13 protein-coding genes are annotated in these 11,582 nt (G+C 62.3%); 10 read left to right on the forward strand and 3 right to left on the reverse strand.

Annotated features, from left to right (window positions below):
• Positions 1 to 12 precede the first annotated feature (12 nt).
• The 3 genes from yaaA to Q5Y75_RS10875 all read right to left on the reverse strand — a co-directional run bounded on the left by yaaA (position 13) and on the right by Q5Y75_RS10875 (position 3,265).
• Entirely contained in the window at positions 13 to 819 is an 807-nt protein-coding gene (gene yaaA / locus Q5Y75_RS10865; protein ID WP_306197151.1) for a peroxide stress protein YaaA, read from the reverse strand.
• Positions 820 to 849: 30 nt separating this feature from the next.
• Complete coding sequence (gene recQ / locus Q5Y75_RS10870; protein ID WP_306197153.1) at positions 850 to 2,889, reverse strand: DNA helicase RecQ; 2,040 nt, start codon at positions 2,887 to 2,889, stop codon at positions 850 to 852.
• Positions 2,890 to 2,977: 88 nt separating this feature from the next.
• The gene (locus Q5Y75_RS10875; RefSeq protein ID WP_306197155.1) at positions 2,978 to 3,265 is read right to left on the reverse strand and encodes a YggT family protein; all 288 of its coding nucleotides are present in this window, start codon (positions 3,263 to 3,265) and stop codon (positions 2,978 to 2,980) included.
• 133 nt (positions 3,266 to 3,398) lie between these two features.
• Here Q5Y75_RS10875 and Q5Y75_RS10880 point away from each other — a divergent pair, with 133 nt between their 5' ends.
• The 10 genes from Q5Y75_RS10880 (at position 3,399) to idi (ending at position 11,580) form a co-directional block, all read left to right on the forward strand.
• Positions 3,399 to 3,947: an acyl-CoA thioesterase gene (locus Q5Y75_RS10880; RefSeq protein WP_306197157.1), complete on the forward strand. Its 549-nt coding sequence runs from the start codon at positions 3,399 to 3,401 to the stop codon at positions 3,945 to 3,947.
• A 47-nt stretch (positions 3,948 to 3,994) separates the two neighbouring features.
• Positions 3,995 to 5,359: an MFS transporter gene (locus Q5Y75_RS10885; protein ID WP_306197159.1), complete on the forward strand. Its 1,365-nt coding sequence runs from the start codon at positions 3,995 to 3,997 to the stop codon at positions 5,357 to 5,359.
• On the forward strand, positions 5,359 to 6,231 hold the full coding sequence (mepA, locus tag Q5Y75_RS10890; RefSeq protein WP_371933250.1) for a penicillin-insensitive murein endopeptidase: 873 nt from the start codon (positions 5,359 to 5,361) through the stop codon (positions 6,229 to 6,231). The genes Q5Y75_RS10885 and mepA overlap by 1 nt, the downstream gene beginning before the upstream one ends.
• Positions 6,204 to 7,088 (forward strand): esterase-like activity of phytase family protein, encoded by an 885-nt coding sequence (locus Q5Y75_RS10895; protein ID WP_306197161.1) that lies wholly within the window; start codon positions 6,204 to 6,206, stop codon positions 7,086 to 7,088. The genes mepA and Q5Y75_RS10895 overlap by 28 nt, the downstream gene beginning before the upstream one ends.
• 93 nt (positions 7,089 to 7,181) lie before the next feature.
• Positions 7,182 to 7,820, forward strand: a complete 639-nt coding sequence (locus Q5Y75_RS10900) for a queuosine precursor transporter (protein ID WP_306197163.1) — start codon at positions 7,182 to 7,184, stop codon at positions 7,818 to 7,820.
• Positions 7,821 to 8,081: 261 nt separating this feature from the next.
• The gene (arfB, locus tag Q5Y75_RS10905; protein ID WP_306197165.1) at positions 8,082 to 8,501 is read left to right on the forward strand and encodes an alternative ribosome rescue aminoacyl-tRNA hydrolase ArfB; all 420 of its coding nucleotides are present in this window, start codon (positions 8,082 to 8,084) and stop codon (positions 8,499 to 8,501) included.
• Between the two features lie 63 nt (positions 8,502 to 8,564).
• The gene (locus Q5Y75_RS10910; protein WP_306197167.1) at positions 8,565 to 9,305 is read left to right on the forward strand and encodes an SDR family oxidoreductase; all 741 of its coding nucleotides are present in this window, start codon (positions 8,565 to 8,567) and stop codon (positions 9,303 to 9,305) included.
• 2 nt (positions 9,306 to 9,307) lie between these two features.
• Positions 9,308 to 10,345 (forward strand): P1 family peptidase, encoded by a 1,038-nt coding sequence (locus Q5Y75_RS10915; protein ID WP_306197170.1) that lies wholly within the window; start codon positions 9,308 to 9,310, stop codon positions 10,343 to 10,345.
• A 92-nt stretch (positions 10,346 to 10,437) separates the two neighbouring features.
• Entirely contained in the window at positions 10,438 to 10,851 is a 414-nt protein-coding gene (locus Q5Y75_RS10920) for a c-type cytochrome (RefSeq protein WP_306197172.1), read from the forward strand.
• Between the two features lie 186 nt (positions 10,852 to 11,037).
• Positions 11,038 to 11,580, forward strand: a complete 543-nt coding sequence (gene idi / locus Q5Y75_RS10925; RefSeq protein WP_306197174.1) for an isopentenyl-diphosphate delta-isomerase — start codon at positions 11,038 to 11,040, stop codon at positions 11,578 to 11,580.
• The last annotated feature ends 2 nt before the right edge of the window (positions 11,581 to 11,582 follow it).

Raw genomic sequence — 11,582 nt, forward strand, 5'->3', positions numbered from 1 at the left:
TGACAATCGACCTCAGGCGCTGACCGTTTGCGCGGGCGACGCCTGCGCAGCGACGGTATAAGGCCGCAGGAAAACCGGTCGGTCGGGGTCGGACATCTCGGGCTGATAGGCATATCCGCCTGTGTCAAACTCCAGCAATCCCGCCGGATCAGTCAGGCGATTGCGGATGATGTAGCGCGCCATCGCCCCGCGCGCTTTCTTGGCAAAGAAGCTGACGATCTTGGGGCTGCCCGCCTTGTCCTCCATGAACACAGGCGTGATCACCCGCAATTTCAGCGCGGCGGACGCGACGGCCCCAAAATATTCCTGGCTGGCGCAGTTGATCAGCACATCTGTTCCGGTCTCGGCGGCCTGCGCGTTGAGCGCCTTGCTCAACTGATCGCGCCAGTAATCATAAAGCGATTTGCCGCGCCGGGTCTTCAGCCTGCTGCCCATTTCCAGCCGATAGGGTTGGATCGCATCCAAGGGCCGCAACACGCCATAGAGCCCTGACAGGATGCGCAGGTGATCCTGCGCCCAGCGCATCTCGTCCGCATCCAGCGAGGCGGCTTCGAGCCCCTGATAGGTATCCCCGGCAAAGGCCAGCGCCGCCGGGCGTACCATATCCGCTGCGGGGTCTTCGGCAAACGACCGGAACCGGTCGCGGTTCAGGCGCGCCAGATCATCGCTCAACCCCATCAGCTTGCGCAGATCGCCCAGCGTCAGGTTGCGTGCCGTGCGCGCCAGCCGGATGGCATCATCCTGAAAATCGGGCCGTGTCAGCGCGATGTCGCGCTCTGCCCAGTCCAGCCGCTTGGCCGGAGAAATCACTACAAGCATATCCACCCCTTCTCATGTCTGAGTACAGACCTAGTCCGCAGCGCGCAGCACGTCCAGAAACGCCGGGCCAAAACGTTCCGCCCGGCTTTCGCCCAGTACCCGCTGCAACCCTGTCTGGTCATCCGCGTTAAGCTGCGCGACCTTGGCTAGTTGCGCCGCCGAGCAACTAAGCGGTTTATGGGTGCCATCGGCCCCCCGCGCGAGTTCCGTCTGCACTTCAAGCAACTGATCGAACAGCGCCGCCTTGCCCGCACCCGCGAGTTTACGCTGCTGCGGGTGATGGCTTTCGTCCGCGCCGGTGATCACCTGCAGGAACATCGCGCCATAGCGGTCCAGTTTCTTCGCCCCAACCCCGCTGATCCGCGCCATATCATCAAGCGTCGCGGGACGTTTTTCGGCCATTTCGATCAGGGTGCGGTCGGGAAAGATCACATAGGCGGGCACCTTGGCGGCCTCAGCCAGCGCCCGGCGCTTGGCCTTGAGTGCCGAGAGCAGCGGCGCGTCCTCGTCCGAGACCATCGCCTTGACCGCCGGACGCCGCCCCGCCGCCTTGATCGTGTCCTGGCGCAGACGGATGCTGGCCTTGCCTTTCAGGATCGGCAGCGCCGCTTCGGTCATGCGCAGCGCACCGTGACGTTCGGGGTCGGGGCGGATCAGGTCGTGGCCCATCATTTGCCGAAAGATCGCCTGCCATTGCTGTTTGCTATGCGCCCGCCCGACGCCGAATGTCTGCAACTGATCATGGCGCCGATCGCGCACGCGGTCGGTTTCATTGCCCACCAAAATGTCGATCAGATGCCCGGCGCCAAACCATTCCTCGGTGCGCAGGATAGCCGACAGGGCCATACGCACCGGCTGGGTGCCATCCATCACCTTGGCGGGCTGGGCGCAGAGATCGCATTTGCCGCAGCTTTCGGCCTCTTCCCCGAAATAGCCGAGCAGGGTCTTGCGGCGACACTCCAGCGCCTCGGCAAGACCCAGCAGCGCATTGAGGCGGCCATGATCCGCGATGCGGCGATCGGGCGGGGCCAGCCCCTCGTCGATCTGCGCGCGCCGCAAACGGATGTCGTCCGGCCCAAACAGGGTCAACGTTTCGGCCGGGGCACCATCGCGCCCGGCACGGCCGATTTCCTGATAATAGGCCTCGATGGATTTGGGCAGGTCGGCATGAGCGACCCAGCGGATATCGGGCTTGTCGATGCCCATCCCGAAGGCCACCGTCGCCACCACGATCAGGCCATCCTCGCGGGCAAAGCGGATTTCCACCTGCCGCCGATCCTCGGCCTCGATCCCGCCATGATAGTGGCAGGCCTTGTGGCCCTGTTCGCGCAAGGCAGCGGCCAAAGCCTCGGTCTTGTTACGGGTGCCGCAATAGACTATGCCGGACTGCCCGCGCCGCGCATCGGCGAAATCGAGGATCTGTCGGCGCGGGCTATCTTTGGCGGCAAAGGCCAGATGCAGGTTGGGGCGGTCGAACCCGTGCAGGAAGATGCGCGGCGGCTGATCTTCGAACAGCTTGCTGACAATCTCGTCTCGGGTTTCGGCATCCGCCGTAGCCGTGAAGGCAGCCAGCGGCACGCCCAGCGCGCGACGCAACTCGCCGATGCGCAGATAGTCGGGGCGAAAATCATGGCCCCACTGGCTTACGCAATGGGCCTCATCCACCGCGATCAGGCTGACGCCGATGCGCCGCAACATCCCCATGGCCGAGCCCGCCGCCAGACGTTCCGGCGCGATGTAAAGCAGCTTGAGCGCGCCGGCCTCTAGCGCGGCATAAACCTCATCGTTTTCTTCCGGCGTGTTGCCCGAGGTCAGCGCACCGGCGGATACGCCCGCCTCTTGCAGCGCGCGGACCTGATCGCGCATCAGCGCGATCAGCGGCGAGATCACCACCGTCACGCCCTCGCGCAGCAGCGCTGGCAATTGAAAACACAGAGATTTGCCGCCACCCGTAGGCATGATGGCCAGCACGTTTTCCCCGGAACTCACCGCATCGACGATCTCTTCCTGGCCGGGGCGAAAGGCATCGAATCCGAAGACATCCCGCAAAAGCGGCGCTGCGTCCAGCATGGGCAGGTGATCCTGTGGTCTGTGTTTTGCTCTGCTCTTGGCAGGCAGTGTCACACACTAAGAATCGGTGAACAAGAGGGCGTGACGCCTACATGAAGCCAAACAGAGTCGGCAGGATGTAGTTTTGCAGCGAGAGCACGATGATAAAGGCCACCAGCGGCGCAAGATCCAGACCTCCGGTATCCGGCAGGATGTTACGGATCGGGCGATAAATCGGCTCCAGCAGCCGGTTCAACCCGTACCAGATCTGCCCGACAAGCTGCTGGTGCACGTTGAGAACGTTGAAATTAATCAACCAACTCATGATCACATGCACGATGATGAAGAAATAAACCACGCTGAGGATCAGCTGCAGCGGTCCGTAGATTGCCATCATCGTCAGAATTCTCCTTCATGATCTGCCCGACAGGTAATCGCTGATATGCAAAAGCGCAAGGATGCCGCGCCGTCGTGATTGACGCTCGCGTCACTTTTGGCATGTGTACCGGGAAACCGTTTTGGAGAGCCCCATGTTCCCGATCGTCCGCTTGGTCAAGGACCTGCTTGTCGCGCGCCGCATGTCCCCGCTTGACCTGACAGAAACCCACATCTCCAACCATAGGTGCTGGCCGTGGGATCTGGATATCTGGCTTGAGTTGAACAATGGCCGCGCCATGACGCTTTATGATCTTGGCCGCACCATGGCAGCGCAGCGGGTCGGGCTGATCAAAGCGATCACCCGGCGGCGTTGGGCCATGACCATGGCCGGGTCCACCGTCCGGTTTCGCCGCCGTATTCGCGGGTTCGAGCAGTTCGAGATGCGCTCGCGCGCGGTCTGCTGGGATGAGAAATTCATCTATCTGGAACAAAGCATGTGGAAGCGGAACGGTGAATGCGCCAGTCACGTCCTGTTTCGCTCTGCCGTGACCGACAAGAACGGCATTGTACCACCCGCCGAGGTTCTGCGCGAGATGGGGCATCAGGATCGAGCCTCCCCCCCGATGCCCGACTGGGTTGCCGCCTGGTGCGCGGCCGATGCGCTGCGTCCCTGGCCACCAATGCAGGAAAAGCTTGTCTAATTCGCGCCCAGCCCCTCTTATTCTAAGCAGAGCATTTGAGGACGGGCATGGCAGAAATATCCGCGCGTAAACGCGTCTGGGGCTGGTGGTTTTTTGATTGGGCCAGCCAACCCTATCACTCGCTATTGGTTACGTTCATCTTCGGGCCTTATTTTGCAGGTGTCGCTGCAGAGTATTTTGCGACAACCGGGCTTTCCGGGCAGGCAGCGGCGGCGCGGGCGCAGGTTGTCTGGGCCAATTGTCTGACCATCACCGGGCTGATCATTGCCTTCGGCGCCCCGCTGATGGGCGCGTTTGCCGATGTCACCGGTCGTCGGATACCGTGGATTTTCGCCTTTTCGGTGATGTATGCGGTGGGCTCTGCGGCGTTGTGGTTCACACTGCCGGACGGGTCGAACATGTGGCTGATGCTGTCGGCCTTCGGGCTTGGCTTTGTTGGGGCGGAATACGCGCTGATTTTCATCAACTCACAATTGCCCGATATCAGCGACAAAGAGGATGTGGGCGAGGTTTCGGGCAGCGGGTTTGCCTTTGGTTACTTCGGCGGGTTGATTTCGCTGGCCATCATGCTGCTGTTCTTTGTCGAGCAGCCCAATGGCAAGACCCTGATCGGCCTGGACCCGGCATTTGGATTGAACGCCGCGCAGATGGAAGGCACCCGCTTTGTCGGGCCAATGACGGCGGCCTGGTACATTGTCTTCATGATCCCCTATTTCCTGTGGGTCCGGGACGGGCCGCGGACCGGCAAGAAGGGTTCGTTTTCCGGGGCGCTTCGCCTGCTGGGTCAGACGATCGCGGATCTGCGGCATCGCTACAGCCTGTCAGCCTATCTCGGGTCCTCAATGCTCTATCGCGATGCGTTGAACGGGCTTTACAGTTTTGGCGGAGTCTATGCGCGGCTGGTGCTGGAGTGGGATCTGATCAAGATCGGGATCTTTGGTATCGTCAGCGTTCTGGCCTCGGCAATCTTTGTCTATTTCGGCGGCAAACTGGATAAGCGTCTGGGGCCGAAACCGGTCATCTGTGGCTGCATCCTCATCCTGATTGCGGTTTGCACACTGATCGTCGGCATGGACCGCACCCAGATTTTCGGCATCACGCTACCCGAAGGGTCCTCGCTTCCTGATATCCTGTTCTTTGGTTGCGGTGTCCTGATCGGCGGCATGGGCGGCACGCTGCAATCGGCCAGCCGGTCACTGATGGTGCGCCACACGGCGCCGGATCACCCGACCGAAAGCTTCGGGCTTTATGGCCTCTCGGGTCGCGCAACTGCCTTTCTGGCGCCCATGATGATCGGCGTGGCGACCGGTGTATTCGGAGATGCGAGATTGGGGGTTTCCCCGGTGATCGCGTTGTTTATTCTGGGCCTCATATTGTTGCGCTGGGTAAGACCGGAAGGGGATCAGACCTGATGTTTTTACGGGCACTTGTGACGATTGCTGCACTGGCCGGGATGGCTGGTACACCTGATGCCGCTCCGCTGGCAAAGCAGCTGTTCGGGGCGCAGGACCATGGCTCCCGGCAAAAACCCGCCGCTTATGGCAGCTATTCCCGGGGCTGCGCCGCAGGTTCGGTGCAACTGCCCGAGACCGGACCGACCTGGCAGGCGATGCGCCTGTCGCGCAATCGCAACTGGGGCCACCCCGAAACCATCGACTACATCCAGGACCTGAGCCGCTTTGCGGCAAAGCAGCCGGGCTGGGACGGGCTCTATATCGGCGATATCAGCCAGCCGCGCGGCGGCCCGATGCTGAGCGGGCACCGCAGCCACCAGATCGGTCTGGACATCGATATCTGGATGCGGCCGGCCGACAAGCTGAACCTGTCGCGCCGGAACCGTGAAAACATCTCTTCCATCTCGTTGCGCCGCGCCGAGGGTGCCTTTGTCAATTCCAACTGGACCCGGCAGCATCACGAAATCCTGAAAGCCGCCGCCAAGGACAAGCGGGTGGCGCGGATCTTTGTCTTCCCCGGCGCCAAGGTCGAGATGTGCAAGAACGCCAAGGGCAACCGCAAATGGCTGCGCAAGATCAGACCCTGGTGGGGCCATCATTATCATTTCCATGTGCGGCTGAGCTGTCCCAAGGGCATGCGTGGCTGCGTTAATCAGGATCCGCCACCCAAGGGGGACGGCTGTGCCGAAGCGCAGCAATGGGTCAACAATATCCTGAACCCGCCACCGCCCAAACCGCGTGACCCCAACGCACCCGCGCCCAAGAAGCGCGGTGAATACACCCTTTCCGACCTGCCCCAGCAATGCGCTGCCGTTCTGCAATCGCGCTGATCTGCGCCCTGATCCTGACGGGCAGCGTGCATGCGGTGGAGCGATCCGGCGCGATTCCCGCGGGGAGCTATCTGTGGACCGCCAAGGCCCCGTGGTTCGGCGGGTTTTCAGGGCTTGAAGTGTCAGATGACGGCAGCTCGATGCTAGCGCTCAGCGACCGCTCGATACTTGTGAGCGCAGATTTGCAGCGCGAGGACGGGCGCGTCAGCGGTGTAAAGGTCACATCCGCCAATTGGGTGCGATCCAGCAAGAACAAACCCCTGATCGGACGCGCGGGCGATTCCGAGGGTCTGGCCATAGGCCCTGACGGCGGCCACTATATTTCGTTCGAAGGGGTGCATCGCCTCGCCCACTATACCGATCCCGAAAGCCGGTCAAAAGTGCTGCCGCGCCCCAAGGTGTTCAAGTATCTGGCCAGCAACGGATCCTTCGAACCGCTCGCAATCGACGCGCAGGGGCGGCTTTACACCATGCCCGAAAGCAGCCGCGCCGCAGATGGCTCCATCCCGGTCTATCGCTGGGACGGGCGGCGATGGTCGACCCCGTACAAGCTGCCGCAGCGCGATGATTACCTGCCGGTCGGGGCCGACTTTGGCCCGGACGGGCGACTATATGTTCTGGAGCGCGCGACCGGGGCTTTGGGGTTTCGCAGCCGGTTGCGGCGCTGGACGGTGAGCGACACGGCTGCCACAAACGAGGAAACGGTGCTCGACACGCGCTCCGGTGCCCATGAAAACCTTGAAGGCGTCTCTATCTGGCGCGACGGTGAGGGCAAACTGCGTGCGACGATGATCTCGGACGACAATTTCATGTTCTTCCTGCGTACCGAGATCGTGGAATATACCCTGCCGGAATGACTTGCCAAAGCCGTAAGCAGCGGCTATCAGCGCGGCCTGCCTGAAATGAATCGGGCCAAGTCGCCGCTACCTTGTCAAAACGGGCACCAAGATATGACACGTACCTACCTCCCCGGCATTCTTGCCATGGCCGCCATTGTGGTTGCCTCCAACATTCTGGTTCAGTTCCTGATCCTCGACGGTCTGCTGACCTGGGGCGCGTTCACCTACCCCTGCGCCTTCATCGTCACCGACATCATGAACCGCGTTTACGGCGTGAAGGCCGCGCGCAAGGTTGTGTTTGCCGGCTTTGTCACCGGCATCCTCTGCTCACTGATCGGCAGCCAGATCATGCTTGAATTCGGCCCCGCCGTGCCGCTGCGCGTCGCCGTCGCCTCAGGCACCGCCTTCCTGATCGCACAGCTGACCGATGTGGCGCTCTTTGATCGCCTGCGCGCAGGCCGCTGGTGGCGTGCGCCGCTGGTTTCGACGCTGGTCGGCTCGGCACTGGACACGGCGCTGTTCTTCACCATCGCCTTCTCGGCCTCGGTCACGGTCTTCGGCGCAAATGCCGACGCTGCGATTTCCTGGGCGTGGGAGCCCGTGCCCTTCCTGCTCACCGGGCCCGAAGCGCCGCTCTGGGTGACGCTGGGTTTTGCCGACTGGCTGGTCAAGCTGGCGCTGGCGCTGCTGGCGCTGATCCCGTTCCGCCTGATCGTGGCGCGACTGACAGCAACTGCGCAGCCCGCATAAAAAACGCTTTGAGATCGGCACAGCTTGTGTCACGCTCCTTGGTAACCGCAACAGTTAGAAAAGGAGGTGATCCAGTGTCGAGAAAGAGATTGGAGAGAGGTGTCGGAACAACCGGGGGGATCGCCTGCTAGGGCAGCCCTTGGCGGAGCGCGCGCTCCGGCTGGTCGATTGATCTAACCGACCCAACCTCCTGAACTTTCGAAGGGCCGTCCCGCCAGGGCGGCCCTTTTTGTTTCTGCACGGCCCGGTTAAGCTCCGCCCATGCTCAGGATCGGCGACACTATCACCATTCACGACTGGGAGCTTACCGAAAGCTTCGTGCGCGCCTCGGGGCCGGGCGGGCAGAACGTAAACAAGGTCTCCACCGCTGTGGAGTTGCGGTTCGAAGCGGCCCGTTCGCCCTCGCTGCCCGACCCGGTCAAGGCGCGGCTGAAACGGCTGGCCGGCAGGAAATGGACCAAGGATGGCGCCATCATCATCCAATGCGACGAGACCCGCTCGCAGGCGCGCAACCGCGACATCGCGCGCGAACGGCTGGTCGAACTGATTACCCGCGCGCTAGTCAAACCGAAGCGCCGGGTGCCCACCAAGCCCACATACGGATCCGTGCGGCGCAGGCTGGAATCCAAAAAAGCGCGCGGCGCGGTCAAGGCATTGCGGGGCCGGATCAGCGACGAATAGGCTGGCATCCCGTCAGCGCGCTGCTAGGGTTCGCACAACACAAGAGCAGGAGGAGGTGCGGCCATGCGGCTGGAGGGGAAATCTGCCATTGTCACCGGCGGCGCGTCAGGCTTCGGCGCGGGCATCGCGCGCAAATTCGCGCAGGAAGGCGCGCGCGTGTTGATCGCCGATCTGAACCGCGAGGCGGCCGGGCAGATTGCGGCTGAGATCGGCGGCACCGCATGCGAGACAGACGTTTCCGAAGCGGTGTCGGTTGCGAAGATGGCGCATATGGCCGAAAACGCCTTTGGTCAGATCGACATTCTGGTCAACAATGCAGGCGTGACTCACATGCCCGCGCCGCTGGAAGAGGTCAGCGAAGGAGATTTCGACCGGGTTGTCGCGGTAAACATGAAATCGGTATACCTGACCGCCCGCACGTTGGTGCCGCAGATGAAGGCGCAGGGATTCGGCGCGATCCTGAACATCGCCTCGACCGCCGGGCTGTCGCCGCGCCCGAAACTGAACTGGTACAATGCCTCGAAAGGCTGGATGATCACCGCCACCAAGACGATGGCGGTGGAGCTGGCCCCCGATGGCGTTCGCGTCAACGCGCTCTGCCCGGTGGCGGGCGAGACCCCGCTGCTGAAGTCCTTCATGGGCGAGGACACACCAGAGATGCGCGCGAAGTTCCTGTCGACCATCCCGATCGGTCGCTTTTCGACCCCGCAGGATATGGGCAACGCGGCCTGCTTCCTGTGTTCAGACGAGGCCTCAATGATCACCGGCGCGGCGCTTGAGGTGGATGGCGGGCGGTGTATCTGACGATGGAACCGGGGCCCCTCAACCTGATCACCGATATTGCCGGGCTGCGCGTGGGCAACGCGCAGGATGAGGCGCTGAAATCCGGGGTCACGGTCATGACGGCGGACGCGCCCTTTACCGCCTCGGTCCATGTGATGGGCGGCGCGCCGGGCACGCGCGAAACCGATCTGCTGGCCGCTGACAAGACCGTCTCGCAGATTGATGCGCTGGTCTTGTCGGGCGGTTCAGCCTTTGGGCTCGATGCCTGTTCGGGCGTGACCGAAGCACTGCGCAAGGCCGGGCGCGGTTTTCAGGTCGGCGAGGCTGTGGTGCCCATCGTGCCCGGCGCGATCCTGTTCGATCTGGTCAATGGCGGCGACAAGGGCTGGGCGACAAACCCTTATGCCACCTTGGGAGGCGAGGCGTTTGCAGCGGCGGATACGATGTTCGACCTTGGCAGCGTCGGCGCTGGCACCGGCGCACTGAGCGCCAATCTCAAGGGCGGGCTTGGCTCTGCCTCGCTGGTTCTGCCCTCTGGCGTGACAGTTGGCGCGCTGGTCGCAGCCAATCCGATGGGCAGCGTCACCACGCCGGGCGACACGCATTTCTGGGCCGCGCCGTTTGAGTTGAACGGCGAGTTCGGAGGCCTTGGCCCGGATGTGCGCGCAGGGTTGGGGCTGGACCTGAGCAGCCGTAAATCGGCGTTGTTTGCGCCCAAAGGCGACGAGCGCGCCAATACCACGATCGCCATCGTCGCCACCGATGCCGCGCTAAGCAAGGCGCAATGCAAGCGGATGTCCGTCGCCGCCCATGACGGGATCGCGCGCGCTGTGGTGCCTGCGCACAGCCCCGGCGACGGCGATCTGGTGTTCAGCGTCTCGACCAGCGCGCGCGAGTTGCGAAACCCACAGGTCGACCTGACCCTGATCGGCCATGCCGCAGCCCTCTGCCTCAGCCGGGCCATCGCGCGGGCAACCTATCTGGCGCGCCCCGCTGAGGGCGACCTTTTGCCCTGCTGGATTGACATCCGTCAAGGCAGCGCAAAAAGCGAACTGCCATAAGCGCGAGGCGAGGGCGGCGCGGCATTCTATCCGATTGACTTTGGCTACTTCGACCGCCCATTTGTCGGTAGCCACGCAAATGGAGCCAGAGTATGAAATACACGTTTAGCGCCGCTATCGCCGCTCTGATGATCGCCACGCCGGTATTGGCTGAAGGCGACGCAGAAGCGGGCAAAAAAGCCTTCAATAAGTGCAAAGCATGCCACGCGGTCGTCACCGCCTCGGACGAAGTCATCGTGAAGGGCGGCAAAACCGGGCCGAACCTTTATGGTATCATTGGCCAGACTGCAGGCACGGTAGAAGGTTACAAGTACGGCCCCAGCCTTGTTGCAGCAGGCGAGGGCGGGCTGGTCTGGGACGAAACGACCTTTGTCGAATATACCACGGACCCCAAGAAATTCCTGCAGACCTATCTGGACGACCCCAAAGCCAAGTCCAAGATGACCTTCAAGCTGAAAAAAGGTGGCGAAGATATCTATGCCTTCCTGACCAGCGCGAGCGAGTAAAGGACCGGCAAAGTTTTGAGATGCCGACAAAAGGCCGCAGGTTCCCCCCTGCGGCCTTTCGCACGATTGAACGGCTGGCCGATTGGGTTCACTTTGGCTACAGCGCTGTTGTCGCCGGCGGGATAAAGGCCGGTGCAATCAGCACAAGTCAGGGCCTGCGCAGACAGGCCGAAGGGAGACATCAATATGGCGGCGATGATCCCGGCCTGGGTCGATGGCAAGCTGGTTCCGTATGGCAAACTGGAAGCGCATCAGCACGGCCTGAAACACAAGGCGGTTTCGGTCTTTGTCATTCGCGGCATGAACATCCTGATCCAGCAGCGCGCCATGTGCAAATACCACACGCCCGGCCTGTGGGCGAATACCTGCTGCACCCATCCCGACTGGGACGAGGCCTCGTCAGTTTGCGCCGTGCGCCGCCTGCGCGAAGAGCTGGGAATCACCGGGCTCTACCCGGAATTCCGCCATCAGCTTGAATACCGCGCTGATGTGGGCTCGGGCCTGATTGAGCATGAGGTGGTCGACGTGTTCCTGGCGCATGCCCGCAAGACGGTCGCAGAAGACCCGAACCCCGATGAGGTCATGGACACGCGCTGGATCAACTATCACGATCTGCAGGCCGAGGTTGCCCGGCACCCCGAGAGGTTCACGCCCTGGCTCAAAATCTATCTCGAAAAATACGCCGACACGATTTTTGGTCCCGATCTGATCATCTCGGCCACCAACTGAAC

This window comes from Ruegeria discodermiae (assembly GCF_030758345.1).
Taxonomy (GTDB): domain Bacteria; phylum Pseudomonadota; class Alphaproteobacteria; order Rhodobacterales; family Rhodobacteraceae; genus Ruegeria_C.

Excerpts from the sequence above, each read along its gene's own strand:
- Q5Y75_RS10920 (WP_306197172.1), top strand. The coding sequence starts at position 10,438 with ATGAAATACACGTTTAGCGCCGCTATCGCCGCTCTGATGATCGCCACG.
- Q5Y75_RS10895 (WP_306197161.1), top strand. The coding sequence starts at position 6,204 with ATGCGCTGCCGTTCTGCAATCGCGCTGATCTGCGCCCTGATCCTGACG.
- Q5Y75_RS10880 (WP_306197157.1), top strand. The coding sequence starts at position 3,399 with ATGTTCCCGATCGTCCGCTTGGTCAAGGACCTGCTTGTCGCGCGCCGC.
- Q5Y75_RS10900 (WP_306197163.1), top strand. The coding sequence starts at position 7,182 with ATGACACGTACCTACCTCCCCGGCATTCTTGCCATGGCCGCCATTGTG.
- Q5Y75_RS10910 (WP_306197167.1), top strand. The coding sequence starts at position 8,565 with ATGCGGCTGGAGGGGAAATCTGCCATTGTCACCGGCGGCGCGTCAGGC.
- arfB (WP_306197165.1), top strand. The coding sequence starts at position 8,082 with ATGCTCAGGATCGGCGACACTATCACCATTCACGACTGGGAGCTTACC.
- Q5Y75_RS10885 (WP_306197159.1), top strand. The coding sequence starts at position 3,995 with ATGGCAGAAATATCCGCGCGTAAACGCGTCTGGGGCTGGTGGTTTTTT.
- Q5Y75_RS10915 (WP_306197170.1), top strand. The coding sequence starts at position 9,308 with ATGGAACCGGGGCCCCTCAACCTGATCACCGATATTGCCGGGCTGCGC.
- mepA (WP_371933250.1), top strand. The coding sequence starts at position 5,359 with ATGTTTTTACGGGCACTTGTGACGATTGCTGCACTGGCCGGGATGGCT.
- yaaA (WP_306197151.1), bottom strand. The coding sequence starts at position 819 with ATGCTTGTAGTGATTTCTCCGGCCAAGCGGCTGGACTGGGCAGAGCGC.
- Q5Y75_RS10875 (WP_306197155.1), bottom strand. The coding sequence starts at position 3,265 with ATGATGGCAATCTACGGACCGCTGCAGCTGATCCTCAGCGTGGTTTAT.
- idi (WP_306197174.1), top strand. The coding sequence starts at position 11,038 with ATGGCGGCGATGATCCCGGCCTGGGTCGATGGCAAGCTGGTTCCGTAT.
- recQ (WP_306197153.1), bottom strand. The coding sequence starts at position 2,889 with ATGCTGGACGCAGCGCCGCTTTTGCGGGATGTCTTCGGATTCGATGCC.